This is a genomic window from Nonomuraea sp. NPDC050691, assembly GCF_040654455.1.
Taxonomy (GTDB): Bacteria; Actinomycetota; Actinomycetes; order Streptosporangiales; family Streptosporangiaceae; genus Nonomuraea.
The window spans coordinates 1-24,546 of sequence record NZ_JBFAIA010000021.1 but is presented as its reverse complement, the minus strand read 5'-3'; the positions used below and the strand labels follow the sequence as shown (position 1 = coordinate 24,546).

Genomic DNA, 24,546 nt, shown 5'->3' with positions numbered 1-24,546 from the left:
TCACCGGCCTCCTCCCGGACGCCTGCGATCACTGTGTGGCCGACATCAAGGCGGAGCTCATCCAGGTGCCCGGTGTCGTCGGAGTGGATGTCACACCGGCTACTTCACGGATCAGCATCCTCACCGACGGCCCTGTCGACGATGCGGCGATCCGTACGGCGATGGAGGCGGCGGGCTGCGGGGTGATCCCGCGGTAGGGGGCACGCTTCCAGAACGCGAGAGGGTGGTGCCCCTGCATGCGGCCGCAGCCGGATGGCTGCGGCCGCGATGCTTTCGCCCCTGTCGGGCAGGCACGCGGGTCAGTGGTGGTATGCGTGGACGACCGCGTGTCCCTTGCCCCGGCCGATGATCCACTTGTTGATCGGCGTGGTGACGACGAAGGCGACGCCCAGGGCGACCGCGAGAGCGCCCCAGAACAGCCCGGAGGTCAGCCCGGCGTCCATGGCGCCGGGGATGACCAGCATCACGCCGTTGTCCACGATCTCCATGACGATGATCGACACGGTGTCCGCGGCCAGCGCCAGCTTGATCGCGGTGCCCCAGCTCACCCCCGCCTTGCGCAGGGGGAGCAAGGTGAGCAGGTAGCCGAAGAAGAATGCGAGCACCACGGCCAGGGCGATGGACGGCGCGGTGGTCCAGCCGAGCGCCGTGGCGATCACGAGGCCGAGGACCTCGCCGATGGCGCATCCGGTGAGGCAGTGCAGGGTCGCGGACGCCGCCGTACGCCAGGACACCTTGCCCGGACCGCCGGCATGCGCAGAGTGCTGGTGCCCGTGGTGCTCCGCCGCGCGGTGTCCGGCGTGGTCGTGTCCGGCGTGGTCGTGGTGGTGCTGCTCGGTCATGACTACTCCAGAACGTTGCGCAAATGTCAGTGCTTGCCCGAAGGTATACCCCCTATGGGTATCTGGCAAGTGCTCTCCGGCTACAGCTCATGACGGAACGCCGAGCAGGGCACTCGGAACCCACAGCCGCGAGGCAACCCGACTGGGCCGCGGTAGCAGGTCGGCGCGACCGTGAACCTCAAGGAGCGCGGCATGGCGGCCCTGGAGGCGAGCGGCCCGCACTGGGCGTCGGGGGTCCGTCACACCGCTTTCGATGTTGCCTGCAACCGCACCGGCTCATCTGCGCGCTGACCGAGCACCGAGGCCAGGACTCGGCCATCACGGCGAGCGTCGTCGACCTCGAACGCATGCCGGCCCGCCCGGGGCTCCCCTGTCTGATCACAACTGGCGTCGAGCTCAGGAGCCGCGGTACGGCGCTGTTCGCCGGGCGCGAACTGATGGGTGGCCGGAGGAGTGACGGAGGGGTTGTGTGCGCCGAAGACGAGGGCGATCTGCATGTGCGGCTCGAGCAGGATGGCGGCCGGGTCGCCGCCCGTCTTCTTCCCGTTGACGTAAGCGCCCAGCGTCTCACCTCCCCCTGTCTTGAGCGCACCGATCCGGCTGGAGGTCAGAGCGACGCCCCACTCCTTGAACAGCTGGCCCAGGGTGTAGGTCGCACCCCGCTTGTCGGTCTCGATGTGGATCACACCGCGAGTGTCATGGGTGTGCGGCGTGGACATGTTCCCGCTCTTCGGGTCCACCCCGATACCGGCCGCCACGGGGACCGGCTTCCCATTGACGAGGACGTCGAGGCGACCTGTGGCGGCGGCCCTGCGCGTCCGACACGAGGCCGTAGACGCATCCCACCAGGACGAGAGCCGCGGCGGCGGCCACCAACCCGGGGTCCAAACAGTGACGCCGCCGCCGCGGTGGCTGATGCGGTGAGCGCACCCATGTCAGGCTGCGCCGAACCTGGTCGGCGTGCGTCACGCTCATCAGACGCCACCCCAAGGTGTGCCCCGGTGCGCCCTCGTTACACCTAAGCAACTTAGGCGAATCGAGGAAGCTCACCGAGTCGGCGGCTCGATGGCGAGTGCATCAGCGCGTGGGGCAGCAATCGATGCCGATCGTCGACACAGCAGGCATGACCGCGGCCACCACAGGTGCCGCCATCGCCGTCCAGGCCAGGAGAACAATGGCCAGGGTGACGGCCGGGCGCAACGGGGGTGTGCGCTGCAGCAGCCGGCGGACCCGCTGCCCTGTGTCATGAGCGGCGCCCCCCAGAGCGGGCCCCGGTATCACGCGATCGTCGGCCAGCGTGAGCAGGGCATCGGCGACCGTCAGCCGGTCGGATGCGTGGACGGCGGCGTCGTCGGCCGCCAGCTCGGCCAGCCGGTCGATCTCCCGTTCGGCCGTGGCGAACAGGGTGATGAGCGGAAAGGCCCGCCTGAGGCCCCTGGCGAGTGCGGTGAGCAGGTGATGACGGCCACGTAGGTGAGCCCGTTCGTGGGCGAGCACCGCCGCCAGCCGCCGGTCGCCGAGAGCGGACAGGGCGGAGCTGCTCAGCACGATGGAGCCACCACGACCCGGCAGGCAATAGGCGATGGCCGCGCGATGATGGACCACCAGGACGCCGAGCCGGACATCGCGCCGGGCCACCATCCGCAGCACGGCCATGTGCCGGCGCCGCTCCCACCAGGCACGACCCAGCTCCACGCCGACGCCGTACGTCACCCGCGTGATGATCGCGACAGAGAGCAGCAGGGCGACCATGACGGTCAACACTCTTTGCGGGGTGGCGTACGACTCGTGCAGCATCATCACGCAGCCGTTGAGCGCCCGGGCCAGCTGGACGCCGACCGGGCTGGCGGGCACCACCATCGTCAGCCCGGCCAGCAACGCCGCGCCGGGCACCGCGACCATCAGGGAGCGCCAGGCGGCTATCGCCAGCCGCGGCGCCCGCTCCACCCACGAGGCCCGCTGGAGCATCGCCGGTGCCACCGCGCCCAGCACGACCGCATAGGTCAGCAGCAGCATCGCCGTGTTCATGGCGGCGACTCCCCCGTCCGAGCGGCCTCCAGGGCGGCCCGCAGCTCCTCGATCTCGGCCTGGTTCATCCGCTCGACGAACCGTGCGAGCGCGGCGGCACGGTCCGGGCTGGACTCCAGGGCGCTGGACATCAGACCGGCCACGTAGTCGTCCCTGCCGGCCGTGGCCCAGTAGCGGTAGCCACGCCCCTCGAGCCGGCGGTCCACCCACCCTTTGCGGTACAGGATGTCCATGACCGTCTGGACCGTGGTGAAGGCCGGCTCACGGTCGGGACGCAGCCGATTCAGGACCTCTCGCACGGGCAGCGCCGCTTCGGCGGCCCACATCACGTCCATGATCGCGGCCTCCAGTTCACCGAATCCGCGCACCGCGACTCTCCTTACGACTCCAGGTCAACCTTGCGCTGCAGGAACTCTTCGCGCTCGATCTGACCGGCCACGTACCGGCGGCGCAGTTCTTCCTGCGCGACGCCCAGCGGCGGCTGCTGCCATCACACCCATGTCGCACATCACGGTCACCCCCGAGGGACCGCACCGCACTTTCAGCGAAGCCCCAAAGGCCAATCTATTCCTCAGGTCTCCGCTGCCCGAGTCGAAGGGGCCAATGAGCCCCCCGCGCCGGCGACTGCTGCGCCCCACCACGTAGTGCCGACGCCGCCCCCTGCCGTGCACGACCGGCGGAAATCTCCTGACAAGCACACGGTGCCACGGACGCTGTACCGCCAAGGAGGGCCGAAAGTCCCTACGAACGTGCAAGCCGGCGCACGCCCATCGCTCGTTCTTCTTGGGCTTATCCCGGGCAGTCGGCAGCCGCTCACGCTTCACCGCGGCGCGCATCTCCTCGCCGCTGGGGGGTTCCGACGGGTACAGACGCGATCGCTGCTTCCTCCGTCAGGCCGAACGCCGTCCATCCGCTGTCGTCGAAGCCGGCCGCCCTGGCGACGGCAGCCGAGGCGTGGTTGTCCGGGGCGTGCATGTACGTGGGCACCGCCCCTTCGTCGAGCACCCGCCGGGCGGCCTGGGCGACGAGCCCACGCGCCAGTCCGCGTCCCCGCGCCTCGGGAGCCGTCACGACCGCCAGCTCATGCCCGTACGCGTCGTGCCGTTTGATCCCCGCGCCCGCCAGGTGCGTCCCGGTCTCGTGATCCCGGACGACCAGCACGTCACCGCCGAAGGGCTGCAGCCACGCCGGGACGTCGGGGTCGTCCGCGGCGACCCATACGCCGATCTGGGGCAGGACCGTGGGCCGGCCTGTCCATCGATACACGGCGGTGAACCATCCCCGCTCCGGATACCCCACCAGGGCAGGAACCCGGGGCCCCGTCACCGCGAGGTCATGGCCGTCGGCGGCGTACCGCAGCGCGACCGGCTCGACATGCTGCGGCGGGACCGACAGCACCCCGCCTTCGGGCGTCGCCACCCCGATGACCGGATGGAGCCGGCCGTCCCAGCCGGGCCGCCCCCGAGCGGGCTCGCCGACGACGTCGAGTCTGGAAACGGGCGGCCACGCGCCGAGCCAGTGGGCCAGGTGCTCGGCCAGCCGTTCTTCGGGTTTCATCTTGGCCTCTCCTTATACGGTGGGGGGGTATAGTGTCGTCACCTTACTCCTGAGGAGGTAACCCATGCGACGCCTGACCGCCCTCCCCCCCGCCGACGCGCCCGGGAAATCACGCCAGCTGCTCGACGACATCATCGACAGGAGGGGCGGCGTCGGCGAGATGGTCGCCACCATGGCCCACTCCCCCGCGCTGCTCCAGGGCTACCTCGACTTCTCACGCGCCATGAAGCGCACCAAGCTGCCCCGCACCCTCAGTGAGAAGATCTCGCTCGCCGTCCAGGAGTGGATCGGTTGCGGCCTGTGCCTCGACGCCCACACTGCGGGCGCCCGGGCGGCGGGGCTGAGCGAGACGGACATCGCGCTGGCCCGCCAGGGCACCTCGACCGACGCCCGCGAGGCCGCGCTCATCGCCGTCGCCGTCCGCGTGCTGGCCGAGCCGTCCTCGCTCAGCGACCAGGACGTCGCCGACCTGCGCGCGCACGGCTGGAGCGACCGGATCATCGCCGAGCTCCCCGGCCTGGTCGCGCTCAACCTGCTGACCGGCTCCTTCAATCTGCTGGCCGGCCTGGAGCCGACCGAGCCGGCGGCATAGGGCGTCCATGCCAGGGGTCCCACGTACGGGGGAACCCTGGCGGATGGCGTATTTCAGCCGTTCGCCGACCTGAAGACCGTGGCGAAGGTCTCGCCCCCATCCTTCGACTCCAGGACCGTGCCATCCTCGGTCGCGGCCAGCAGACGCTTGGTGTGGATCGCGGTGAAGGCCACAGCGGCGCCGGGGAGCTTGCCGCCGTTCCGCCATGTCTTCCCGCCGTCGCCGCTGGTGTGCAGAAGGCCGTCCGCTCCGGTGCCCACGAGGAAGCCCTTCGCCGGCTGGTCAAGGTGACTCAGGAGTGGTGCGCCGGCCACCGGGTCGAACTCCATGCCGCCGTTTCCGCTGACCTTCACCCCCTCCGGCGTGGTGGCGTAGACGGTCGTGGGCTCGTCGGCGCCGGCGGCGAGGTCGATGACTTTCTCCTCGGCACCTTGCGTCCACGTCTGCCCTCCGTCTGTGCTCCGGCGGAGCCTGCCGGACTGGCTGTCGTAGGCGTAGAGGGCCTCTCCGGCCGGTTGCAGAGCGTGGAAGTCGGCCGTTCCCGCCTCGGACACCGTGGTCCAGGACTGCCCTGCATCGGTGGTACGGATCAGTCCCAGATGCGGTGCGGCATCGACGGCCGCTTCGCCCGGGTGACCGCTGGCCAGGAAGGTGCGGGGGCCTGCCACCGTGAATCCCATGTGATCCTGAACGCGGCCGGCGACCCGCTCGGCCTGCGTGCCGTTCTTGACCTTGAACAGCCCGTAATGGCCGGCGACATAAAGCGCTCCATCGGCCGGGTCGACGCCCAGACCGTGGATGTGCCCGATGCCCGGATCCGCGCCATGGGCGCTCTTCTGCGGTTGCTCGCCGCAACCGGCCACGGCTGCCGACATCGCCGCCGCGACCAGCAGCGTCCCCGCCGCCCTGACCCTGCAATGGTTGACGCGCATGGACATGACCTCGTTGTAGGGGATGGACAGGCCAAGCCTATCCGCATCTACTACGTAACGTCGTTGATAGCGCTCAGGCGAAGAGGAGCTCGTGGCAGTGGTGCGCGAGCAACGACACAAGGCCTGGCACGAGGGCCACCATGGCCGGTCCTGCGAGCAGGAGCCCAACCGCCAGCGCCCCGGTGAGGCGTCCTCGGCGGTCGAGGGGCGGTTCCGGGGTGAGCATGCGTCGTACGCGGATCAGTGCGGTCTCGCCGCCGGCCCCGAGGGTGAAGGCGGGCGCACGGCCGGTGGCCAGGCGCACCAGCGCGGCAGCGATGACGATGCGGGGATGACGGCGGGCGGCCAGGTCGTCGGCCAGCAGCTCGACCAGGCGAGCCAGCTCCGTTCTGGCCCGCTCGAACAGCGGAACCCCCGGGAACGCCCGGGCGAGGACCTCGCCGAAGGCCAGCACGAGATGATGACGGCCGCGCAGGTGCGCCCGCTCGTGCGCGAGCACGGCCGCGGCCTCCTCCTCGCTGAGATCGCGCAACGCACCCGTGGTGATCACCGCTCTGCCGCGACGTCCGGGCACGCAGTACGCGAGGCGCTCGTCGAAGTCCACGACGATCGCGTTCAGCGCGCCGTCGTGGCGGCCGAGCAAGGCGAGCATCTCGGCGTGGCGGCGCCGCTCGGCGCGGGCGCCGGTCAGCACGGAGACGGCGCACCAGGCGACACGAACGATCAGCGCGCCGGCGACGGCGGCACCGGAGCCCATCGTCGCCATGATCAGGTCGGGGCCGTCCGTCAGCATCTCCTCGCACGCCGCGAAGAACTCGGCCAGACCATGACCCACGACCGCCGCGGGGACGGCGAGCACGAACACGGCGAGCAGCACGGAGACGATCACCGACGCACAGGCCGCCTGCCACACCGCGATCGCCAGCCGGGGCGCCCGATCGGCCCACTTCGCCTCGCCCAGCAGCCGGGGCAGCACGACCGCGGCGATGATCGCATAGATCGTCAGCACAGCGGCGGGCACGATCGCCGTGATCATACGCGGCCCTTCGGCGGGAACACCTTCAGCGCCGCCTCCAGGGCGTCGGCCTCCTCGGGCGACAGGCGCTCCAGGAAGTGGACGAGCGTGGCGGCCTGGTTGCCGCTGCGGGCCAGCGACTCGCGCATCTGGTCGGCGGTGTAGGCCTCCTTGGAGGAGACCGACTGGTAGATGTACGCCTTGCCGACGGCCTCCCGCTTGAGCAGGCCCTTCGTGTGCAGCTTGTCCATCACGGTCATCACGGTCGTGTAGGCGATCTCCCGCTCGCGGCGGAGGTCCTCCAGCACGTCGCGCACGGACGCCGGCCGGCGGTAGGACCACATGCGGTCCATGATCGTAGATTCCAGCTCTCCGAGACCGCGCACAACGTCAACCTTTCTGAACAGCAGGACCCTGTTCATGCTACTGGCGGTCGTAGACAGCCGGCTTGCCTGATGCGGCAGGCCATCACTAGTTGGCGCAGGTGAGGGTATCCACCTCTCTGCAGGGGGACGGATGAGCAACAGCACGGAAGGTCGGCCACGCCGGTATTTCCGGTGGGCGAGGTGGTCATGCCCATGGTGGAGCGGAGCCTCGGTCGAGATGGTGCGTACGAAGCATTTAGCCCGTCATGTCATGACGGAGGCAATGCCCGCACCCATCCACGGGGGTCAACGATGCCCATCAACCGATCGATCACCAAGCGCATCTCATCCGCCGCGGCTGCGGGAGCCGGCGCGCTCGTCCTGCTCACGGCATGCAACAGTGGCTCACCTCCAGGGCAAGCCGCGCCGCCCATCGGCGATGTCGCGAACATGGCCACCACGCAGCCTGGAGCCTCGTTCAATGACGCGGACGTGATGTTCGCGCAGATGATGATCCCGCACCACGAGCAGGCCGTCGAGATGGCCGAGCTGGCCGAGACCCGCGCGAGCGATCCTGAGATCAAGGAACTCGCAACGAAGATCAAGGATGCCCAAGCGCCGGAGATCAAGACCATGCGGGGCTGGCTCGAGGAGTGGGGCAAGCCCGAGCCCACCGGTATGGGACACATGGACCACGGCATGCCCGGCATGATGTCCGCCGAGGACATGGACAAGCTCAAGGACGCCAAGGGCGCCGCGTTCGACAAGCAGTTCGTCCGCATGATGATCGCCCACCACGAGGGCGCGATCCACATGGCCGAGATCGAGCAAGCACAGGGCCAGAACCCCGACGCCAAAGAGCTCGCCAAGAGCATCGCCGCATCGCAGCAGGCCGAGATCGAGCAGATGCGCACGATACAGAACCGGCTCTGACCGCGTGCCGGACGCCCGCGACGGACGTCCGGCGCCTCTTGCGGGCGCCCCTCCGCCTTGAGCCTCACCCCGTGATCAACAAGGAGATACGCCACTACGCGACATAGTTAGCGGCACGGCGTTCGCCCAGGCGCGCATGCCTGCAGCAAGCCCCGGGAAGGTAAAGGATTCGTCGCTGAACCCCAGGTCACGTAACCGCCTCAAACCGAGCCATCTGATCGCGCAGCCGCATGATGCGGACATAGGTCTCCTCCACATCGGGATCCAGGAGCCGGGCGCGTTCGAGGATCTCCATGGCACGTCCGGGCGCCTCATTCGCGAGGTCTTCCGCGTACTGGCTCAGTAGATCCGCCTGGGCTCGAATCATCGGATACCGGTGGCAGCCGCGCACTTGCGAGAACTCGCACCTGCAACAGACGCCGAACGCGCAGAGGCCGGTCGTGCCGGCCGGGTGCGGTTCGGCCGCGAGTGGCGGCGAGCACATGGCCGCCGCCTCACCCGCCGGGCATGAGCAGGCCGGACAACAAGGGCCGATCCAGATGGTCAAGAGGACCTAGGCCGACTGGCAGGGTGCGGCCCGGCGTTGGGCCGGGCCGGCAAGCTGTCCAAGGACGGCACCGTGTACCGGGTCGGCTTCCCCCGCGCCGATCTGAAGGTCACCTCGTACGGGGTGCCGATCAAGGCGGCCTTCGCGTTGGCTCGTATGCGGCCTTCGCTCGTTACGCCGACGCTCGGCCATGGTGATGGGCGACCTGGTGGTCACCGAGCCGGAGTTGGGCAAGGTGACCGACGCGCTGCAGCGTAGCGGCATCGCGCAGTACCCTCAGCGATGGCCACAGGTCCCGTGAGAAGGACAGCCGGTGGGCGTAGACCTTGGCCAGGAGCTCGGCCACGAAGATGTACAACGCCACGTGGTCGACCACGGTGAGCAGGCCCTGTAGCGTGCCATGACCGTCGGCGAGGTCTCCAGGCCGACAGTGGCCGCGTTGATCAGGACCACCAGGTTGATCGCCTGCTGGGCCCGGGGGCCCTCCACTACGGTGCGAACGCGTTCGCGCCAGGTCAAGGGGGACTCCTCATTCACGCCATGGCAGCCGGTCGAGTGGACGGACATGATCGTAGTGAGGGCTGTCGGCAAAGACGATCTTCCATGCCTCGTCGGGGCGCCTACTCGGTGTTCCGGCGAGTACGTCAACGGCGCTGACGTCGAGTGATGCTGGGGATCACGAAGTGGTGCGGGAGCCGTAGGGGAGCAGGGCCATCTCGCGGGCGGTCTTGATGGCCTTGGCGAGCTGGCGTTGCTGCTGGACAGTGACGCCGGTGACCCGCCGACTGCGGATCTTGCCGCGGTCGGAGACGAACTTGCGGAGCAGGTTGGTGTCCTTGTAGTCGATGCGGTCGGCGTGCAGGAGCGGGTTGGGCTTCCTGCGCGGGGTGCGGCGGTTTTTCACGCGTTCTCCTTGGTGGTCAGGATGGGGGCGAACGGGTCGTCGTAGCGGGTCCAGGCGTCTTGGCCGGCTTGCTCCTCCGCCTCGGTGAGCAGGCAGGAGTCGAGCAGTGCGCGGAAGCGGGCCGGGTCGAGGTCGGGACCGGTGAAGACCAGGTGCTGGACGCGGTCGCCGCGCTCGGGGTCCCAGTCGAGGGCGGCGGCGAGCCGGCGCGCTGGGGCGGCCAGCTCCCAGGCGGCCTCCGGTAGTGCGGCGAGCCAGGGACCGGCGTCCTCCACCGAGACGATCCCGGCGACGGCGTCCCACGCCAGGAGCTGGCCGGGCCGGGTGGCCAGCCAGAAGCGGCCACGTGAGCGGACGGATTCGGTCACGAGTTCGTCGACGGCCTCGAAGAGGCGTGCCGGGTGAAGAGGGCGGCGACTGCGCCAGACGGCCGTGACGATCTCGTCGGTCTGGAGGTCGCAGGGCAACTGGGCGGTGGCCGGGTCGACCCGTTCGGCCAGTGCTCGCGTGCACACGGCGGCGCCGGTCACCGGGGGCAGCGAGGAGACGGCGTGGACCGGGGTGACGGGGGCGAGGTGGGAGAGGACCGCGCGGGACAGCTGCCGGTCGTCCCGGTCGCCGCCGTGCAGGACCAGGCCGGTGGGGTATTCGAGCTGGCGGACCAGGACCTCGGCCAGATGGCGCTGGTCGCCGCCGGCCGCGGCTTTGCCGACCTCGGCGAGCCGTTCGCCGCGGGTGATGTCGTCGGGCATGGCCTCGGCGTCCAGCGCGGTGAGGACGGCGGTCAGCCGCAGAACCTGGCGGGCTTCGTCGCAGTCGACGGCCTCGGCGACGGAACGGGGCTCCACCGAGTCCCACAGGTCCACGACCAGCAGCGTCGCGCCGGCGGCCAGCCGGACGAGCTGCGGGAGGAGATCCTCGCGCACGGTGCAGGTGATGCAGCCGTGCGCGAGCTGCACGTCGGCCGTGTCCAGCACGCGCGTCGCGTCGCGGACACTGCGCCGGACGCGTCCACTGGCGACCTCGCTCAGGTCGTGGTGGACGGCGAGGGCTCCCGGGTGCTTGGCGAGCAGCCGCTGGACGGTGGCGGTGCGGGCCGTGCCGTGCAGTCCCGCGACGAGGACGACGGGGGTGGACATCCAACCTCCGGTTGTGAAGATGAAAACCATTATCGTTATCATGGCACACGTTCGCGACTGGAGAGGAACCGCTTTGGCCAGAAATGAGGTGCGCCCCGTGATCAAGCTGCGATCCACGGCCGGCACCGGATACACGTACGTCACGAGGAAGAACCGCCGGAACACACCCGACAGGCTCACCCTCCGCAAGTACGACCCGACCATCCGCCGGCACGTGCTCTTTCGGGAGGAACGATGAAGAAGGGCATCCACCCCGACTACCATCCGGTCGTCTTCCGGGATCCCGGCGCGGACTTCGCGTTCCTCACGCGGTCCACGATCACGAGCGACAAGACGATCGAGTGGACCGACGGCAAGACCTACCCGGTCGTGGACGTCGACGTGTCCGCAGCGAGCCACCCGTTCTACACCGGCCGCAGCCGCGTGCTGGACACCGCGGGCCGGGTCGAGCGGTTCAACCAGCGCTACGGGAGGACCTGATGTCCGCGCACTGCCAGCTCACCGGGGCCAAGCCGGTCTTCGGCAACAACGTCTCCCACTCCCACCGCCGCACTCCACGGCGCTGGAACCCCAACATCCAGCGGCGCCGCTACTGGCTGCCGAGCGAGGGCCGGTACGTCCGGCTCACGCTCAGCGCCCGGGCGATCAAGACCATCGACCGCATCGGTATCGACCGAGCGGTCGCGCAGATCCGGGCCAGGGGGGAGCGCGTCTGATGGCCAAGAAGAGCAAGATCGTGGCCAATGAACGGCGCAAGGCCGTGGTCCTGCGTCACGCGCGACGGCGAGCCGAGCTGAAGGAGCTCATCCGCACCGGCACCCCACAGGAGCGGGCGGACGCCGTACGGGAGCTGTCCCGGCAGCCGCGCGACGCCAGCCCCACCCGCGTCCGCAACCGCGACTCCGTCGACGGCCGTCCCCGCGGGCACCTCACCAGGTTCGGCCTCTCGCGCATCCGCTTCCGCCAGATGGCGCACCGCGGAGAACTGCCCGGTGTGACGAAGGCGAGCTGGTAGCCGTGGCCGTGCCCAAGCGCAGAACCTCGCGGAGCAACACCCGGCACCGTCGCAGCCAGTGGAAGACTGCCGTGCCCGACCTTGTCCCGATCGTCGTGAACGGGCGGGAGCTCCGTGTTCCCCGTCCGCTCGTCCGCGCCTACCAACGTGGACTGATCACTGCCGACTGAGACCATCCGGTGTCCCTGCCGCGCATGGACAGGCCAGGCGCGGCAGGGTGCCCGGCGGCGATCGCCGACGCCACGGCCGCCGCCCCGCGCAGCGCCTTACCTCGCCTGTCAGAGAAGCGTGCCCCGGAGACCGTCAGGATGACCCACGGTCCGCACCGTAACACCCCATGATCGGAACGGACAGCTGGTGAGCCGCACCCCGGCCAACGCGACAGCACACAGGGAGCAAGACTGTAGACCTGACGAGCATGGGGGTTCGGGTGGGTGGTCGGTCCGGACGGGAGCCGGGTCACTTACCTGCCGCGCTGTTGTGGGCTCTGCGCTGGGTCCTCGACGGCGCACTTCCCGCTGACCATCTGAAGGCTCAGGCGGGACGGGCAGCGGAGTCAGGAGGTCGCACAGGCTGAACAGGCCGACTACGACTCCGCCGTCATCCGTGAGCAGGGCGAGCCGACGATGAACCGCGCGAGCGCCGCGACCGCGTCGGACACCACAGTGCTCGACGTCACGGTCGGCACCGTATACGCCAGCCGGCCGGCGGTGACCTCGACCCCACGGGCTCGGGCGAGATAGGCGTCGCGCACGTGGACGGCGCCGAGCGCCCGGTCGCCGTCCCAGACGAGGAGCCGCGTGCGCCCGGTTCTGGCCGAGGCGTCGACCACCTCCTGCGCGGAGGCGTCAGCGCCGACACCCACGATTGCGCCGGCCGGCATCAGCGACAGTTCCCTGATGCCGGATACGGCAGCGGCGGCGGCGCGGCTGCCCTGCGCGGCGGCCTTCTCAAGGCGGTGCCGCTTGGCCGCGACGAGGGCGAACCCGGCGGCGACCAAGAACCCGTTGCCGACGAGCAGTGCGAGGGTGACGGCGAGGCTGGTGGGCAGGTTCATGATGACAGCTCCTGACCCTCGTCGCTGTCCTCGGTGGACGTCCGCTCCTGGACGACAGGCGTCAGGCGCACCCGCTCGGGCACGTGGCGATCGAGGGTGAGCACGCCGATCCGGGCCCGGGTGCGATCGCACCCGGGCGAGTCATGACATCAGAGCCGGTTGAGGATCTTCTGCAGTTGCTCCACCTCGGCTTGCTGAGTCGTCTCGATGGTCTTGGCCAGTTCCTTGGCCTTGGGGTTCGAGCCATTGGCCTGCTCGGTCCTGGCCATCTCGATCGCCCCGTCGTGATGAGCGATCATGTGCTGAACGAACAGCTTGTCGAACGCCTTGCCCTTGGCGGCCTCGAGCTTCTTCATGTCCTCCTCGGAGATGATTCCCGGCATGCTGTGCCCCATCCCACCGGAATCCGGGTGCACGCCCCAGTCGGTCAGCCAGTCCTTCATGGTCTGGATCTCCGGAGCCTGAGCCGTCTTGATCTTGGCGGCGAGCTCCTTGACCTCCGGGTCGCTCGCGCGCGTCGCCGCCAGGTCGGCCATCTCGACGGCCTGCTCGTGGTGCGGGATCATCATCTGCGCGAACATGGTGTCCCCGTCGTTGAACACAGCCGACGGCGACGCACTGGCGGTGGTGGCGGCAGGCGCGCTGCTGCTGCTCATCCCCTCGTGTCCGGCCATGGAGCCGCCGTTGCCCCCGCCGCAGGCGGTCAGCAGAGCGAGCGCGCCCGTGGCGGCAGCGAGGGAGGTCTTGCGGTTGATTCGCATGGTTGTTGGTCTCTCGAAGTGTCGGAACTGTCGGCCTGTTCGCGGACAGCCTCGAAGGCACGTCCGCACGGGTCATCGGCCTAGATCCGCAATATCGAGAGACTCGCCAGCCGCAGCGACGTGGGCTTCGGCGGCGGTCGGGCGACCCGTGGGACGACTGCCGGTCCCCCGGCGCACCCGTCTGATCTCTGCCCCACTCTGCCCCAGGCGGCGATCAGCAGCACGACCATGAACGAGGTCAGGATGGCCACGCAGACGCTGGTCGGGTCGAAGCCGGGCATCTCACGCTCAGGAACGAATGCCCGTAGCCCCGCCGGGACGGCCATGAGGGGCTCTTGAGCGACGCCCATGCCGTGTGCATCCGGTGGAGAGCCACCGTGCCGTACATCGACATGCCCCAGGGTGTGCATGCCGCATACGCCCAGGGCGAGGCTGACGAGCAGGAGGCCGCGCGCGACTCGCAACGCGAGGCGGCGACGCACCACTCCCATCAGCCCTCCTTCGGCGATCGGCATGTCACGAGCCCCATCAGTGTACTAAGGAGACTCGTAGGACCCGTCCGAGCCGGCCGGGTGCCCCCAAGGAGGGGTACGGCACCCGGCCCGCAGCCGTTCCTCCGAGAAGCCGGGCGCGCCTTTCACGCAAGGCTCTCGGGTCAGACGGCGGTCAGCTCGTAGCCCGCCTCCTCGACGGCCTCGCGCACGAGCGTCTCGTCGATGGGCTCGTCGCCCGTCACGGTCACAGCGAGACCCGCGTGACCGGATTCGACGGCACCGGTCGCGTGACCGGGGTGCGGCTGAGCAACGGTCGAACGCTGCCCGCCGACCTGGTGATCGCGGGTGTGGGCGTGGCACCGAACACCGAATGGCTGGAAGACAGCGGCCTGACACTCAGCGACGGCGTAGTGTGCGACGAACGTCTGTTCGCCGATCTTCCCTCCTTCGCCACTCACGTGCACGGCGCCCGGATCCAGACCGCCGGCCTGCCGCCCTCGCCGACACCAGCCGCGTCGTCGCCGGGTCGCCGGAGGAGGACCGCTTCGCGATCGCCTTCGTCAGGGACGAGGCGCTCGTCGGCGCGGCCGCGGTGAACTCCCCCAAGGACCTGATCCGCGTCAAGCGGGCCATCAGCGCCGGCGAACGCCTGGACGCCCTGGCATGACCTGAAGGCACGCCTGCACGGTCTCGGACAGCGGCGCCACGTGGGCGCCTGGCCGTAGAAACGGCCCCCTTCGATATCCACCATGTGAAGGGGTACGAATGGCTATAGCGAGTGCGAGATCTACGACGAATTATCGTGTACCAGGCAACCTCGTGTGGGGGACCGCTCATGAGCGACCACACCCAGGCGCACCATGACCACGACAAGGAACGCAGCACCGCGATCTTGGATGTGAGCGGGCTGCAGTGGGCCTCCGAGCAGAACGTCGTCACCGCCCGGCTGGGCCGCCGTCCTGGTGTGCTTCACGTGGAAGCCAACCCCGTCGCCCAGACGGCGACGGTGAGCTTCGATCCACGCCTGACCTCTCTTGCCGAGTTGCGCACCTGGGTGATCGAGTGCGGGTATCACTGCGCAGGGCAGTCGGTCCCCTCCCACATCTGCGATCCGATGACCGAGCCTGATCCACCGGGCATGGCTCCGGTGGAAGCTCCGTACGCCGGTCACCCGGCTCACACCGAAGAAGCCGCGCCCTCCCCCCACGACATGATGGGGCACGGCGGGCATGCGGGCATGTCGATGGCCTCGATGGTGGCCGACATGCGGAACCGCTTCCTGGTCGCCGCGCTCTTCTCCATCCCGATCGTGTTGTGGTCGCCGATCGGCACCGAGGTGTTCGGGCTGAACCTGCCCGTCCCGTTCGGGCTCCGCCAAGACGTGTGGGCGCTGCTGCTCAGCCTGCCCGTGATCTTCTACTCGTGCTGGATCTTCTTCGACGGAGCCGTACGGGCGCTTCGGGCGCGGACACTGGACATGATGGTCCTGGTGGCCGTCGCGATCGGCGCGGGCTGGCTGTACTCGCTCATCGTGACCCTCACCGGGGGCGGCGAGGTGTTCTACGAGGCCGCGACCGTGCTCGCCGCTTTCGTGCTGCTCGGCCACTGGTTCGAGATGCGGGCACGGGGTGGCGCCAACGACGCCATCCGCGCCCTGCTCGACCTGGCGCCTCCGAAGGCGACCGTCATTCGTCGCGGCCGGACCGTCGAGGTGCCGACGGCCGAGGTGATGGTCGGCGACCTGCTCCTGGTACGTCCCGGCTCGAAGATCCCGGTCGACGGAACGGTCGAGGAGGGCCAGAGCGAGGTGGACGAGTCGATGGTCACCGGCGAGAGCCTGCCGGTGCACAAGGAGGTCGGCTCCGCGGTCGTCGGCGCGACCATCAACCGCAACGGCACCCTGCGGGTACGCGCCACCAAGGTCGGGGCGGACACCGCCCTGGCACAGATCGTCAAGCTCGTCCAGCAGGCTCAGAACTCCAAGGCGCCGGGACAGCGGCTGGCCGATCGGGCGGCGTTCTGGCTGGTGCTGGTCGCCTTGATCGGGGGCGCTCTCACGTTCGCGGTCTGGCTGCTCCTGGCCGGTCAGCCGTTCGGCGTCGCGATCCTGTTCGCCATCACGGTCGTCGTCATCACCTGCCCGGACGCGCTGGGCCTGGCGACTCCTACGGCGATCATGGTCGGCACCGGGCTCGGAGCCAAGCGCGGGGTGCTGTTCAAGAACGCGATGGCGCTGGAGACCTCCGCCCACATCCAGATCGTGGTCATGGACAAGACCGGCACCTTGACCAAGGGCGAGCCGGAGGTCACCGATGTCATCGTCGGCGAGACCGTGGCTGAGGACGAGCTGCTGCGGCTGGTCGCGGCCGTGGAGCGGGAGTCGGAGCATCCGCTGGCCGAGGCGATCGTCCGGCATGCCGACGATCTGGGCCTGGACTCGATGAGGGCCGAGCGATTCGAGAACGTCCCCGGCCATGGCGCCATCGCCGAGGTCGGCGGCCGGAAAGTGGTGGTCGGCAACCGCCGGCTGCTGGAGCGCGAAGGCGTGCCACCCGAGAAGATGGCGAGCAGGAGACAGGAGCTGGCGGAAGGCGGCCGTACGGCGGTCATGATCGCTGTCGACGGCACGGCGGCCGGGGTCATCGGCATCGCCGACGCGCCTCGCGAAACCTCACCGGCGGCCGTGGCCGCTCTGCACGAGCTCGGCGTCGAGGTGGTCATGCTCACGGGGGACAATGCCGCCACGGCAGAACGGATCGCCCAGCAGCTCGGCATCGACACCGTGATCGCCGAGGTGCTGCCGAGAGACAAGGCGGCCAAGGTGGCCGAGCTTCAAGGAGGCAGGCGCAAGGTCGCCATGGTGGGAGACGGTGTCAACGACGCCCCGGCTCTCGCCCAGGCCGATCTGGGCATCGCCATCGGGGCCGGCACCGACGTGGCCATCGAGACGGCCGATGTCGTGCTGATGCGATCGGATCCTCTGGACGTACCCACGGCACTGCAGATCGGCCGAGGCACCCGGCGAAAGATGCTGCAGAATCTCGGCTGGGCGATCGGCTACAACGCGCTCGCACTGCCCATCGCCGCCGGAGTGTTCGAGCCGGCGTTCGGCCTCGTCCTCCGGCCGGAGATCGCCGCACTGTCGATGTCCGGCTCCAGCCTCATCGTCGCCGTCAACGCCTTGGCGCTCAAACGACTGCGTCTACCCGCCAAGTGAGGAGCCCGGTCAGGATGACCGTGACGAGACGGCGGGTGGCGTCCGCAGAGGGCAGCTCGCCGGCCGCGGAAACGGCGTGCAGGCAGTAGGTGGCGAGTTCTTCCGGTGCGACGTCGTCGCGGAAAGCGCCGGATCCCGCGCCTTCCGCCACGAGGTCCCGAATCATGTCGTGGAGCTGTCGCTGGGCTCGGGCGACCCGCTCGTCGCGGTGCAAGAACGCCACGAGCGAGTTGTCGCCGTGTCCGCGGGACCGGTGCGTGATGAGGGCGTAGGCCTCCAGCACGGCTCGTAGTCGCGCTTCGGCGTCGCCTGCCCGGTCGCGGACTCCGGCGAGGTGTTCGAGGTGGGCGGCGATCTGCCGTTCGTGCCGGGCGAGCAGGATCGCTTCAACGTCCGGAAAGTATTTGTACAGCGTCGCGCGCCCGATGCCGGTCTTCTCCGCGATCTGGGACATGGTGACCGATCGCAGTCCGTGCTCGACCACGAGCGCCGATGTGTGGTTGAGGATCGCGTCCCGGACGTCACGGCGATGCGCCTCGATGGTCTCGTTCCACAGTCTCGGCACTACTTGAGCATACGACATGACACGGTCAATACACGATGTATCCGGACCCTTGGAGCCCGCCGGGGGTATCGTTCTTCACCTGCTCGGTGGCGTGCTGCCCGTGTCCCACGCTCGCCGTCGGCGTCGCCATGGTGGTCATGGCGGCATGCTCTTCTGCGGGGGACGCGCCCACCGGTCCCACCGCCTTACCGACGCCCAGGGCGCCGCCGAAGACGACGGCCAGCCCCAGGACGTAGGAACCGAGCTTGGCTGCGGTGTTCACGGGTTCGCCACCTCATATCCGGCCCCCTCGACGGCGGCGACGATCCGCGCCGAATCGATGGGGGCGTCGCTGTCGACGGTCAGCAGTCCGGTGGCCAGGTCCACCTCGACGTTGGTCACGCCGGCCACTTCGCCGACCTCTTCCTTGACCGAGCTGACGCAGTGGCCACAGGTCATGCCCTTGACGGTGTAGGTGGCGGTGCTCATAGCGATCTCTCCTTCAAATGCGTCCAATGCGGTCAGGAACGGACGAGTCTTGCGATGGCGTCGGAGGCTTCCTTGACCTTCGCCTGAGCCTCCGGGCCGCCCTTCCGCGTCGCCTCCGCGACACAGTGGGCCAGGTGCTCTTCGAGCAACGACAGGGAGAACGACCGCAGCGCGCTGGTGGCCGCCGACACCTGGGTCAGGATGTCGATGCAGTACTTGTCCTCGTCGACCATGCCCTGGAGGCCACGGATCTGACCCTCGATGCGGCGCAGTCTCACCGCGTTGTCATGCTTGGTGGTGGCATGTCCTGGCATGTCGTTCCTCCCTCGGGCTCCTCACCTATGAGAACACTATACCCCCCTATGGTATTTCGGGAAGCCCGGCGCGGCTTCCGGAAAGCCCGTCCGACGCCTCCGAAACGCAACCATCCATCGCGAAGCCGAGGAATCAACTTCGCGATCACACAGGGCCCGGCCCGGCGGCGCAGGCGAGCGGGACCGGCATGGCTCTCGGAGAGTCGGGCAGCCCTGACCTGCGCGCTTTCCATGGCACAGAGGGGGCTCCAGGAGATCGTGGGACGCGCCGGGATGGTGGACGGTTCGCGCCGATCATCACGGCGATCGCTCTCGGCATGTTGCGGTGACACCGGGAGGCCGGCCCCTTGACATATACCCCTAGGTGGTATTTATTACCGGTCACTGAGATACCCCTACAGGGTATCAAGGACTAGCTGAAGATACCCTACTCCCGTAGGGCTCACCGTGGAGAGTGCTCATGTCCGCACCATCCCCCAGGCGATGGACTGCCCTCGCCCTGATCGCCACCGCGCAGTTCATCGTCATCATGGACACGTCGATCATCGGCGTGGCCCTTCCCCGTATCCAGGAGGACCTGGGTTTCACCCAGGAGAGCCTGTCCTGGGTGTTCAACGCCTACGTCGTCGCCTTCGGCGGACTCCTGCTGCTGGGTGGTCGCCTGTCCGATCTGTTCGGCGCCCGTCGCCTGTTCGGGGCGGGCTGGCTGATCCTGCTGGCCGGCTCGCTCATCGCCGGCATCGCGCCCGAGGTGTGGGTCGAGCTGACCGGCCGAGCCGTTCAAGGAGTGGGCGCCGCCCTGATCGCTCCCTCGGCGCTCACCTTGCTCATGATGCTGTTCGGCCACGACCCCAGGGAACTGACCAGGGCCCTGGCGCTGTACGGTGCCGCCGCACCGGCGGGCGGCACGGCCGGCGTCTTCCTCGGCGGCGTCATCACCGAGTACCTGAGCTGGCCGTGGGTCTTCTACATCAACATCCCCATCGCCCTGGTCGCGCTGCTGGCCACCGGCCCGCTGATGCCCGCCGCTCAGGCCCGACGCGGCTCCGTCGACGTCGCCGGCGCCCTCACCGTCACCCTGGGCCTCGGTGCCGCCGTCTACGCCATCGTCCGCGCGCCGGAGATCGGCTGGGGCTCCGCGCAGACCTGGCTCGTGCTGGGCGCCGCCGTGGTGCTGCTGGGCGCGTTCGTCGCCATCCAGGCCCGCCGCCGCGAGCCCCTGATGCGGCTGTCCATCTTCCGCACCCCGAACCTCGCCGCCGCCAACGCCACCCAGCTGCTGCTCGGCGGGGCCTGGATCCCGATGTGGTTCTTCCTCAACCTCTACCTGCAGCAGGTCCTCGGCTACAGCGCCTTCCCCAGCGGCGCCGCCCTGCTCCCGATGACCGTTCTCATCATGATCGGCATGATCTTCCTGGCACCTCGGACCATCAACCGGTTCGGCCCCAAGACCACGACCGTCATAGGCCTGGCCCTGCTGGCCGCCGGCATGGGGTGGCTGTCGCTGATCAGCCCGGACGGCAGCTTCGCCGCTGACGTCCTGCCCGCCAGCCTGGTGGCCGCCCTCGGCATGTCGCTCGCCTTCATCCCCTCCCTCGGCACCGCCATCTCGTCCGCGCCACCGCAGGAAGGCGGCCTCGCCTCCGGCATCGTCAACACCAGCTACCAGGTCGGCTCCGCGCTCGGCCTGGCCGCGATGACCGCCGTCGCCGCCGCCAACGGCGCCGCACAGCTCGGCAACCTCCCGGCCATGACCAGCGGCTTCTCCGCCGCATTCGTCGGAGCCGCCGGCGTCGCCCTGGTGGGTGCACTGCTGGCTGCGGCGACCCTGCGCTCGCACGCGTCCGCCCCCGCTGACGAGGTCGCCCCCTCCCGCGACTGACACTCCACGCGTGAAAGGAAAGACCCCATGTCCACGCCCATCCTCATCGCCTACGACGGCTCACCCGACGCGAGACACGCCATCGAGGAGACCGCACGGCTCTTCCCGGGCGCCTCTGCGGTGGTGCTCGACGCCCGCCAGCCGTGGGAGAGCCTGACAGCCCACCTCGAGGGCCATCCCGCCCTCGAAGACCTGCATGATTTCGACGCCAAGACCTTCGACGCCTCGCTGATCGTCCTTGGCTCTCGGGGGCGGCACGGAGCGCGGGCGGTGCTGGCCGGCAGCACTTCCACTCGCGTCATGCACTCCACCGGCCGGCCCACACTGGTCATCCCATCCACACCACTCGCGGCTGCCCGCCGCGCCGATCACTGAGGCGGTGCGCCCCGGCTCCGGTACTCCCCCCGGAACCGGGGCACGCCACTGAGACGCCCCGTCTCGGTGCACGTTCTCCAGCACGAAGTCCTTCCGCGCCTGGCCTGGCGGCGCACCTTGGCGCGGGCGACGGAGCGCGGCGGGTCAGGCCACTGAACGCCACGCAGCGAGCACGCGCATCTTCCCTAGGTTGGTGCTATCGCAGCTAGTAGGTACCGGCTCCCTTGGAGGGACTTGCCGCGATCGCGCGACTAACTCCTTGCACTTCTGTACCATTTCGCCCCAGATTGGAGACTTACGAGGAGGCATCGTAGTGGTCGTGCCAGCGAGGCTTGGTCGAACAGCGTTGGCCGCAGCGCTCACCTTGATCACACTGACCACGAACGCCCATGCGGAGCCGTCCCCCGTCAAGCGGGCCTTCGAGGCGGCGACCAAGGACCTGCGCGAGCGCCGCGAAGAAGCCCAGAAGGCCCTGGCGGAGGCCGAAACCGCGCCGCCAAGGTAGGCGACGACAAGGCTGAGGTCGACAAGCTGGTCAAGGAACAGATCAAGCTGCTGCGCAGGCTCGGCACCTTCAAGTCCGGCGACCCCACCAGCCCCGGCATCCAGTACACCGGATCGGCCTCCGGCAACGCCCGTTCCGCGCTGGAGTTCGCCTTCGCCCAGATCGGCAAGCCCTACCGGTACGGCGGCACCGGGCCGGGGTCCTTCGACTGCTCCGGCCTCACCCAGGCCGCCTGGCGCGCCGCCGGAGTCGAACTGCCCCGCACGACCTACACACAATGGGCATGGGGTGCCAACCGCCGTGTCTCGCTGGACGCCCTGCAGCCTGGCGACCTGCTGTTCAGCACGCAAGGGCGCGGTTACGGCTGGGCCAGCACGGCCCGCACTCCGGGCTCGACGGCCGCGCGGAAAGCGGCGTCCAGCTCGGCGGGCGAGGCGGTGGTCTCGCCGTCCACCCACGCCCGCAGCAGCCCCATGAACGCGCCCACCACGCAGACCACCAGCAGGTCGAGCGCGGCCGACGCCGGCGCGCCCGCGGCGAGAAGCTCCTCCCTGACCAGATCGGCGAGCAGCCGCTCCCCGTGCACGTGCACCGGACCGCCGCCGCGCCGCCCCAGCAGCGCCCGCACGAGCCGCTCCTGCTCGCGCACGTGCTCCAGCATCGGCAGGCTGAACGCGAACAGCTCCCCCGACCCGTCGGCCGGCGCCGGATGCAGGAAGGCCAGTTCGTCAAGGTTGCTGAGCAGCACGTCCTGCTTGTCGGTGAAATGGGAGTAGAAGGTCGAGCGGCCGACGTCCGCACGGTCGATGAGGTCGGTGACGGTCACCGCCTCATAGCCCTTCTCCAGGATCAGCGCCACCAGCGCCTCCTGGACCATGCGCCGCGTGCGCCGCACCCGCCGGTCTCCGGACACTTTCGCACTCCCTGTTCGGTACGGCACAACACGGCCGATCTGCTCGTTGACCCTCCCACAGTATGAACGCATCATTCATAACCGAACAGGTCGTTCGGAATCCAGGAGGTCATGCCATGGGACTCGGAAAGCTGCTGCATCACCATGACGAGCACGCCGACGCGGGCGGGACCATCGACCGCCCGCGGGCCTACGAGGTCTTCGCCTCCATCGGGTTCCTCGGCGGCCGTCGCGCCGCCTTCACACGCCTGGCCGCCACGGCCAAGCCACGCGCCGGGGACCGCGTCCTGGACGTCGGCTGCGGCACCGGTTACCTGAGCCGTGTCCTCGCTCCGGTCGTCACGCCGAGTGGCCACGTCACCGGCCTCGACCCGTCACCCGCGATGATCGAGTACGCCACCCGGCACGCCCCGGCCAACTGCACCTATGTCGTGGGCGTGGGGCAGGACCTGCCGTTCCCGGACAGCTCCTTCGACCTGGTCGTCTCCAGCCTGGCCGTGCACCACATGCCCGTCGAGGCGCGGCCCGAAGCGCTGCGGCAGATGTTCCGGGTGCTGCGGCCGGGCGGGCGCCTGCTCATCGCCGAGTTCCGCCCGCCGGCCAACCAGCTGGCCCGGCACCTCGTCGGGGTGCTGTCCGGCCCCGCCATGCGGCATGACCCCCGTGACCTGCTCGGCACCCTCGTCCCGGACGCCGGCTTCGAGGTGGAAGCCGAGGGTGACCTGCCGTACCTGCTGTTCTACGTCCGTGCCACCCGGCCGTAGAACGCAACAACGCCTTGCTGTCGAGCGGTGGCAGCGAGTCCAGGGCCCACAGGCCCGCCGCGAGGCCCGGGTGAGCGCTCGGCGTCCGCATGCCGCACGGTCACGGGCTGTCGCGCCGGTGGAGCCGGATCAGTCCTCGCCCACCACGGTCAGGTCGTCGCCCAGCGCGGCGGCGATCTCCGCCGCCCGGGAATGATCGTCCAGTCGTCGCGTCAGGTAGGCCGCGCCATGGCGGTGCCTACGCGACCACCAGGCCGCCGAGCCCCCGATCCCGCCCTTGGCGATCTTGCCATACTCACTTCCCACACCCCCATAGGGAAGATCCCTCGCATCGAACGTACCCCTAGAGGGTATCTATGACAATGGCGAAGGACCACGGCGTCGCAGGACTCCCTCCCCCGGACTTCCGGCGCCGTAGCCGTGCGGCGGCATATGACGGCGGGAGTATCGCGACCGTCTCCGGCCGTACGACGACGGCGGCGGGCCCGTACGCCGGCACGCATTGAGGTCATGACTCGCACAGCAGGAGCTGTAGAGCCGGCTGGACGCGCGCGGCCGAGATGGCCACCCCCACCGGCAAGAACAAGGGCCGCAATCCCTCTGTCGCCAGCGCCTGTCGCATCCTCGCCGACGGCGACGTTGCCCCGTCCTGACATGTACGCCCGGGGCTCCGCCGCTGTCGACAGTGACGTGAGGTTGTGTGGTGACCTCAGACTGAGGACGCCGCCGGGCGGCGTCCGGGCTACTTCGGCTGCCAGCGGCCGATCTTCTTGGAGATGAGGGTGGCGCCGATGCGCTCGTAGAAGCGGTGCGCGCCTGCGTTCGCCTCGGCCACCTCCCAGCGGATCACCTTGCCGTCGGCGGCTTCCGCGATGGCCCTCATGAGCTGCTCGCCGACGCCGTTGCCGCGTTCGGTGCCGGTCACGTACAGGTCGTCCAGGTGGAGGTAGTCCTGGCCGGACCAGAAGCCGATGCGCTGTAGCCAGGAGACGTAGCCGATGGGGTGGCCGTCTCGCTCGGCGATCAGATAGCCGACCTCCGGGCGGGCGAGCATCCGTTTCAGGTCGTCGACGCTCACCGTGACGCCCCAGCCCTGGTCTTGATGTTCGGCCAGGCCACGGATGAGCCTGTGCACGGTGGCGGCGTCGTCGGAGGTGGCGCGACGGATCGTTATCACAGTGGTTCTCCCCGGTAGAGGGTCAAGGGGTGGTGTGCTCTCAGGCCGCCCGCTGGGCGGACCGGACGCGCTCGGCGGTCAGTGGCGCGGCGTGTTGCCGGTGAGGTCACCGCCCCGGGCAACACGCACGTCCACTACGTGTACGTGGTCCGCCACCCGCGCCGCGACGAGATCATCGAGGCGCT

General features: G+C 69.4%; 35 protein-coding genes and 4 pseudogenes. 17 read left to right on the top strand and 22 right to left on the bottom strand.

Annotated features, from left to right (window positions below):
* The first annotated feature begins 35 nt into the window (after positions 1–35).
* Positions 36–197, top strand: coding sequence for a heavy metal-associated domain-containing protein (locus AB0H81_RS12020; protein WP_358372827.1), 162 nt, complete (start codon positions 36–38; stop codon positions 195–197).
* Between the two features lie 102 nt (positions 198–299).
* Here the strand turns inward: AB0H81_RS12020 and AB0H81_RS12015 are convergent, their stop codons facing one another.
* From AB0H81_RS12015 to AB0H81_RS11990, 6 genes and pseudogenes are all read right to left on the bottom strand, one after another.
* Positions 300–842: a DUF4396 domain-containing protein gene (locus AB0H81_RS12015; protein ID WP_358372824.1), complete on the bottom strand. Its 543-nt coding sequence runs from the start codon at positions 840–842 to the stop codon at positions 300–302.
* Between the two features lie 239 nt (positions 843–1,081).
* On the bottom strand, positions 1,082–1,528 hold the full coding sequence (locus AB0H81_RS12010) for a hypothetical protein (protein ID WP_358372821.1): 447 nt from the start codon (positions 1,526–1,528) through the stop codon (positions 1,082–1,084).
* Positions 1,529–1,919: 391 nt separating this feature from the next.
* A complete protein-coding gene (locus AB0H81_RS12005) occupies positions 1,920–2,870 on the bottom strand; it encodes a M56 family metallopeptidase (RefSeq protein ID WP_358372819.1) in 951 nt (316 codons plus the stop codon).
* Positions 2,867–3,238 carry a BlaI/MecI/CopY family transcriptional regulator gene (locus AB0H81_RS12000; RefSeq protein ID WP_358372816.1) on the bottom strand — a complete coding sequence of 124 codons (372 nt, stop codon included), beginning with the start codon at positions 3,236–3,238 and terminating at the stop codon, positions 2,867–2,869. Before AB0H81_RS12000 ends, AB0H81_RS12005 begins: the two co-directional genes overlap by 4 nt.
* 11 nt (positions 3,239–3,249) lie before the next feature.
* Positions 3,250–3,336: pseudogene (locus AB0H81_RS11995) on the bottom strand (SHOCT domain-containing protein); the annotation flags it as partial.
* 347 nt (positions 3,337–3,683) lie between these two features.
* Positions 3,684–4,427, bottom strand: coding sequence for a GNAT family N-acetyltransferase (locus AB0H81_RS11990; protein ID WP_358372813.1), 744 nt, complete (start codon positions 4,425–4,427; stop codon positions 3,684–3,686).
* 64 nt (positions 4,428–4,491) lie between these two features.
* Here AB0H81_RS11990 and AB0H81_RS11985 point away from each other — a divergent pair, with 64 nt between their 5' ends.
* A complete protein-coding gene (locus AB0H81_RS11985; protein ID WP_358372811.1) occupies positions 4,492–5,019 on the top strand; it encodes a carboxymuconolactone decarboxylase family protein in 528 nt (175 codons plus the stop codon).
* Positions 5,020–5,072: 53 nt separating this feature from the next.
* Here AB0H81_RS11985 and AB0H81_RS11980 read toward each other — a convergent pair whose 3' ends face one another.
* The 3 genes from AB0H81_RS11980 to AB0H81_RS11970 all read right to left on the bottom strand — a co-directional run bounded on the left by AB0H81_RS11980 (position 5,073) and on the right by AB0H81_RS11970 (position 7,352).
* A complete protein-coding gene (locus AB0H81_RS11980; RefSeq protein ID WP_358372808.1) occupies positions 5,073–5,957 on the bottom strand; it encodes a F510_1955 family glycosylhydrolase in 885 nt (294 codons plus the stop codon).
* A gap of 67 nt (positions 5,958–6,024) precedes the next feature.
* Complete coding sequence (locus tag AB0H81_RS11975) at positions 6,025–6,987, bottom strand: M56 family metallopeptidase (RefSeq protein ID WP_358372805.1); 963 nt, start codon at positions 6,985–6,987, stop codon at positions 6,025–6,027.
* Positions 6,984–7,352 carry a BlaI/MecI/CopY family transcriptional regulator gene (locus AB0H81_RS11970; RefSeq protein WP_358372802.1) on the bottom strand — a complete coding sequence of 123 codons (369 nt, stop codon included), beginning with the start codon at positions 7,350–7,352 and terminating at the stop codon, positions 6,984–6,986. The genes AB0H81_RS11975 and AB0H81_RS11970 overlap by 4 nt, the downstream gene beginning before the upstream one ends.
* A 291-nt stretch (positions 7,353–7,643) precedes the next feature.
* On the opposite strand from AB0H81_RS11970, the gene AB0H81_RS11965 reads away from it, so the two are divergent.
* A complete protein-coding gene (locus AB0H81_RS11965; protein WP_358372799.1) occupies positions 7,644–8,264 on the top strand; it encodes a DUF305 domain-containing protein in 621 nt (206 codons plus the stop codon).
* A 187-nt stretch (positions 8,265–8,451) separates the two neighbouring features.
* Here the strand turns inward: AB0H81_RS11965 and AB0H81_RS11960 are convergent, their stop codons facing one another.
* Positions 8,452–8,811: a hypothetical protein gene (locus tag AB0H81_RS11960; protein WP_358372797.1), complete on the bottom strand. Its 360-nt coding sequence runs from the start codon at positions 8,809–8,811 to the stop codon at positions 8,452–8,454.
* A 184-nt stretch (positions 8,812–8,995) separates the two neighbouring features.
* Here AB0H81_RS11960 and AB0H81_RS11955 point away from each other — a divergent pair.
* A pseudogene (locus tag AB0H81_RS11955) lies at positions 8,996–9,112 on the top strand (DUF1259 domain-containing protein); the annotation flags it as partial.
* Positions 9,113–9,487: 375 nt separating this feature from the next.
* Here AB0H81_RS11955 and rpsR read toward each other — a convergent pair.
* Both rpsR and AB0H81_RS11945 read right to left on the bottom strand, forming a co-directional pair.
* The gene (gene rpsR / locus AB0H81_RS11950) at positions 9,488–9,715 is read right to left on the bottom strand and encodes a 30S ribosomal protein S18 (RefSeq protein WP_358372794.1); all 228 of its coding nucleotides are present in this window, start codon (positions 9,713–9,715) and stop codon (positions 9,488–9,490) included.
* Positions 9,712–10,854, bottom strand: a complete 1,143-nt coding sequence (locus AB0H81_RS11945) for a GTP-binding protein (RefSeq protein ID WP_358372792.1) — start codon at positions 10,852–10,854, stop codon at positions 9,712–9,714. Before AB0H81_RS11945 ends, rpsR begins: the two co-directional genes overlap by 4 nt.
* A 73-nt stretch (positions 10,855–10,927) precedes the next feature.
* Between AB0H81_RS11945 and rpmG the strand changes: the two genes are divergently transcribed.
* The 5 genes from rpmG to rpmF are packed head-to-tail and all read left to right on the top strand — an operon-like array spanning position 10,928 to position 12,039.
* Positions 10,928–11,092: a 50S ribosomal protein L33 gene (gene rpmG, locus AB0H81_RS11940; RefSeq protein ID WP_185055367.1), complete on the top strand. Its 165-nt coding sequence runs from the start codon at positions 10,928–10,930 to the stop codon at positions 11,090–11,092.
* Positions 11,089–11,334 carry a type B 50S ribosomal protein L31 gene (locus tag AB0H81_RS11935; protein WP_358372789.1) on the top strand — a complete coding sequence of 82 codons (246 nt, stop codon included), beginning with the start codon at positions 11,089–11,091 and terminating at the stop codon, positions 11,332–11,334. The genes rpmG and AB0H81_RS11935 overlap by 4 nt, the downstream gene beginning before the upstream one ends.
* Positions 11,334–11,570: a 50S ribosomal protein L28 gene (gene rpmB, locus AB0H81_RS11930; RefSeq protein ID WP_358372786.1), complete on the top strand. Its 237-nt coding sequence runs from the start codon at positions 11,334–11,336 to the stop codon at positions 11,568–11,570. Before AB0H81_RS11935 ends, rpmB begins: the two co-directional genes overlap by 1 nt.
* Entirely contained in the window at positions 11,570–11,869 is a 300-nt protein-coding gene (gene rpsN, locus AB0H81_RS11925; protein WP_358372783.1) for a 30S ribosomal protein S14, read from the top strand. The genes rpmB and rpsN overlap by 1 nt, the downstream gene beginning before the upstream one ends.
* Before the next feature lie 2 nt (positions 11,870–11,871).
* Positions 11,872–12,039, top strand: a complete 168-nt coding sequence (gene rpmF, locus AB0H81_RS11920) for a 50S ribosomal protein L32 (RefSeq protein ID WP_358372780.1) — start codon at positions 11,872–11,874, stop codon at positions 12,037–12,039.
* Between the two features lie 416 nt (positions 12,040–12,455).
* On the opposite strand, the gene AB0H81_RS11915 is transcribed toward rpmF, so the two are convergent.
* The 3 genes from AB0H81_RS11915 to AB0H81_RS11905 form a co-directional block, all read right to left on the bottom strand.
* Entirely contained in the window at positions 12,456–12,926 is a 471-nt protein-coding gene (locus tag AB0H81_RS11915; protein ID WP_358372777.1) for a hypothetical protein, read from the bottom strand.
* A gap of 149 nt (positions 12,927–13,075) precedes the next feature.
* Positions 13,076–13,687 carry a DUF305 domain-containing protein gene (locus tag AB0H81_RS11910; protein ID WP_358372775.1) on the bottom strand — a complete coding sequence of 204 codons (612 nt, stop codon included), beginning with the start codon at positions 13,685–13,687 and terminating at the stop codon, positions 13,076–13,078.
* Between the two features lie 80 nt (positions 13,688–13,767).
* The gene (locus tag AB0H81_RS11905; RefSeq protein WP_358372772.1) at positions 13,768–14,202 is read right to left on the bottom strand and encodes a hypothetical protein; all 435 of its coding nucleotides are present in this window, start codon (positions 14,200–14,202) and stop codon (positions 13,768–13,770) included.
* Positions 14,203–14,441: 239 nt separating this feature from the next.
* On the opposite strand from AB0H81_RS11905, the pseudogene AB0H81_RS11900 reads away from it, so the two are divergent.
* The 3 genes and pseudogenes from AB0H81_RS11900 to AB0H81_RS11890 all read left to right on the top strand — a co-directional run.
* Positions 14,442–14,549, top strand: a pseudogene (locus AB0H81_RS11900) (hypothetical protein); the annotation flags it as partial.
* Between the two features lie 2 nt (positions 14,550–14,551).
* Entirely contained in the window at positions 14,552–14,848 is a 297-nt protein-coding gene (locus AB0H81_RS11895; RefSeq protein ID WP_358372948.1) for an oxidoreductase C-terminal domain-containing protein, read from the top strand.
* Positions 14,849–15,016: 168 nt separating this feature from the next.
* The gene (locus AB0H81_RS11890) at positions 15,017–17,398 is read left to right on the top strand and encodes a heavy metal translocating P-type ATPase (protein WP_358372770.1); all 2,382 of its coding nucleotides are present in this window, start codon (positions 15,017–15,019) and stop codon (positions 17,396–17,398) included.
* On the opposite strand, the gene AB0H81_RS11885 is transcribed toward AB0H81_RS11890, so the two are convergent.
* From AB0H81_RS11885 to AB0H81_RS11870, 4 genes are read right to left on the bottom strand one after another with little or no spacing between them, the layout of a single operon-like run.
* Entirely contained in the window at positions 17,370–17,963 is a 594-nt protein-coding gene (locus AB0H81_RS11885) for a TetR/AcrR family transcriptional regulator (protein WP_358372767.1), read from the bottom strand. The two genes, AB0H81_RS11890 and AB0H81_RS11885, sit on opposite strands and share 29 nt — an antisense overlap.
* Positions 17,964–17,988: 25 nt before the next feature.
* Entirely contained in the window at positions 17,989–18,225 is a 237-nt protein-coding gene (locus AB0H81_RS11880) for a hypothetical protein (protein ID WP_358372765.1), read from the bottom strand.
* Entirely contained in the window at positions 18,222–18,431 is a 210-nt protein-coding gene (locus tag AB0H81_RS11875; RefSeq protein WP_358372762.1) for a cation transporter, read from the bottom strand. Before AB0H81_RS11875 ends, AB0H81_RS11880 begins: the two co-directional genes overlap by 4 nt.
* A 32-nt stretch (positions 18,432–18,463) precedes the next feature.
* Positions 18,464–18,745, bottom strand: a complete 282-nt coding sequence (locus tag AB0H81_RS11870; RefSeq protein WP_358372760.1) for a metal-sensitive transcriptional regulator — start codon at positions 18,743–18,745, stop codon at positions 18,464–18,466.
* 460 nt (positions 18,746–19,205) lie between these two features.
* Between AB0H81_RS11870 and AB0H81_RS11865 the strand changes: the two genes are divergently transcribed.
* From AB0H81_RS11865 to AB0H81_RS11850, 4 genes and pseudogenes are all read left to right on the top strand, one after another.
* Positions 19,206–20,627: an MFS transporter gene (locus tag AB0H81_RS11865; RefSeq protein ID WP_358372758.1), complete on the top strand. Its 1,422-nt coding sequence runs from the start codon at positions 19,206–19,208 to the stop codon at positions 20,625–20,627.
* A gap of 27 nt (positions 20,628–20,654) precedes the next feature.
* Complete coding sequence (locus AB0H81_RS11860) at positions 20,655–21,002, top strand: universal stress protein (protein WP_358372756.1); 348 nt, start codon at positions 20,655–20,657, stop codon at positions 21,000–21,002.
* 346 nt (positions 21,003–21,348) lie between these two features.
* On the top strand, positions 21,349–21,507 hold the full coding sequence (locus AB0H81_RS11855) for a hypothetical protein (RefSeq protein ID WP_358372754.1): 159 nt from the start codon (positions 21,349–21,351) through the stop codon (positions 21,505–21,507).
* 26 nt (positions 21,508–21,533) lie between these two features.
* Positions 21,534–21,800: pseudogene (locus AB0H81_RS11850) on the top strand (NlpC/P60 family protein); the annotation flags it as partial.
* A 65-nt stretch (positions 21,801–21,865) separates the two neighbouring features.
* Here the strand turns inward: AB0H81_RS11850 and AB0H81_RS11845 are convergent.
* The gene (locus tag AB0H81_RS11845) at positions 21,866–22,420 is read right to left on the bottom strand and encodes a helix-turn-helix domain-containing protein (RefSeq protein WP_358372752.1); all 555 of its coding nucleotides are present in this window, start codon (positions 22,418–22,420) and stop codon (positions 21,866–21,868) included.
* A gap of 116 nt (positions 22,421–22,536) precedes the next feature.
* Between AB0H81_RS11845 and AB0H81_RS11840 the strand changes: the two genes are divergently transcribed.
* Positions 22,537–23,184, top strand: coding sequence for a class I SAM-dependent methyltransferase (locus tag AB0H81_RS11840; protein ID WP_358372751.1), 648 nt, complete (start codon positions 22,537–22,539; stop codon positions 23,182–23,184).
* A gap of 129 nt (positions 23,185–23,313) precedes the next feature.
* On the opposite strand, the gene AB0H81_RS11835 is transcribed toward AB0H81_RS11840, so the two are convergent.
* Both AB0H81_RS11835 and AB0H81_RS11830 read right to left on the bottom strand, forming a co-directional pair.
* A complete protein-coding gene (locus AB0H81_RS11835) occupies positions 23,314–23,490 on the bottom strand; it encodes a hypothetical protein (RefSeq protein ID WP_358372748.1) in 177 nt (58 codons plus the stop codon).
* 436 nt (positions 23,491–23,926) lie between these two features.
* Positions 23,927–24,361: a GNAT family N-acetyltransferase gene (locus tag AB0H81_RS11830; RefSeq protein WP_358372746.1), complete on the bottom strand. Its 435-nt coding sequence runs from the start codon at positions 24,359–24,361 to the stop codon at positions 23,927–23,929.
* Positions 24,362–24,546 lie beyond the last annotated feature (185 nt).

What these genes read in the sequence shown, in the direction of transcription:
- rpsN (WP_358372783.1), top strand. Translation starts at nt 11,570, where the DNA reads ATGGCCAAGAAGAGCAAGATCGTGGCCAATGAACGGCGCAAGGCCGTG.
- AB0H81_RS11865 (WP_358372758.1), top strand. Translation starts at nt 19,206, where the DNA reads ATGTCCGCACCATCCCCCAGGCGATGGACTGCCCTCGCCCTGATCGCC.
- AB0H81_RS11840 (WP_358372751.1), top strand. Translation starts at nt 22,537, where the DNA reads ATGGGACTCGGAAAGCTGCTGCATCACCATGACGAGCACGCCGACGCG.
- AB0H81_RS11870 (WP_358372760.1), bottom strand. Translation starts at nt 18,745, where the DNA reads ATGCCAGGACATGCCACCACCAAGCATGACAACGCGGTGAGACTGCGC.
- AB0H81_RS11985 (WP_358372811.1), top strand. Translation starts at nt 4,492, where the DNA reads ATGCGACGCCTGACCGCCCTCCCCCCCGCCGACGCGCCCGGGAAATCA.
- AB0H81_RS11860 (WP_358372756.1), top strand. Translation starts at nt 20,655, where the DNA reads ATGTCCACGCCCATCCTCATCGCCTACGACGGCTCACCCGACGCGAGA.
- AB0H81_RS12015 (WP_358372824.1), bottom strand. Translation starts at nt 842, where the DNA reads ATGACCGAGCAGCACCACCACGACCACGCCGGACACGACCACGCCGGA.
- AB0H81_RS11975 (WP_358372805.1), bottom strand. Translation starts at nt 6,987, where the DNA reads ATGATCACGGCGATCGTGCCCGCCGCTGTGCTGACGATCTATGCGATC.
- AB0H81_RS11875 (WP_358372762.1), bottom strand. Translation starts at nt 18,431, where the DNA reads ATGAGCACCGCCACCTACACCGTCAAGGGCATGACCTGTGGCCACTGC.
- AB0H81_RS11990 (WP_358372813.1), bottom strand. Translation starts at nt 4,427, where the DNA reads ATGAAACCCGAAGAACGGCTGGCCGAGCACCTGGCCCACTGGCTCGGC.
- AB0H81_RS11980 (WP_358372808.1), bottom strand. Translation starts at nt 5,957, where the DNA reads ATGTCCATGCGCGTCAACCATTGCAGGGTCAGGGCGGCGGGGACGCTG.
- AB0H81_RS12005 (WP_358372819.1), bottom strand. Translation starts at nt 2,870, where the DNA reads ATGAACACGGCGATGCTGCTGCTGACCTATGCGGTCGTGCTGGGCGCG.
- AB0H81_RS11915 (WP_358372777.1), bottom strand. Translation starts at nt 12,926, where the DNA reads ATGAACCTGCCCACCAGCCTCGCCGTCACCCTCGCACTGCTCGTCGGC.
- AB0H81_RS11935 (WP_358372789.1), top strand. Translation starts at nt 11,089, where the DNA reads ATGAAGAAGGGCATCCACCCCGACTACCATCCGGTCGTCTTCCGGGAT.
- AB0H81_RS11910 (WP_358372775.1), bottom strand. Translation starts at nt 13,687, where the DNA reads ATGCGAATCAACCGCAAGACCTCCCTCGCTGCCGCCACGGGCGCGCTC.
- rpmB (WP_358372786.1), top strand. Translation starts at nt 11,334, where the DNA reads ATGTCCGCGCACTGCCAGCTCACCGGGGCCAAGCCGGTCTTCGGCAAC.
- AB0H81_RS11945 (WP_358372792.1), bottom strand. Translation starts at nt 10,854, where the DNA reads ATGTCCACCCCCGTCGTCCTCGTCGCGGGACTGCACGGCACGGCCCGC.
- AB0H81_RS11895 (WP_358372948.1), top strand. Translation starts at nt 14,552, where the DNA reads ATGGCTGGAAGACAGCGGCCTGACACTCAGCGACGGCGTAGTGTGCGA.
- AB0H81_RS11890 (WP_358372770.1), top strand. Translation starts at nt 15,017, where the DNA reads ATGAGCGACCACACCCAGGCGCACCATGACCACGACAAGGAACGCAGC.
- AB0H81_RS11965 (WP_358372799.1), top strand. Translation starts at nt 7,644, where the DNA reads ATGCCCATCAACCGATCGATCACCAAGCGCATCTCATCCGCCGCGGCT.
- AB0H81_RS11905 (WP_358372772.1), bottom strand. Translation starts at nt 14,202, where the DNA reads ATGCCGATCGCCGAAGGAGGGCTGATGGGAGTGGTGCGTCGCCGCCTC.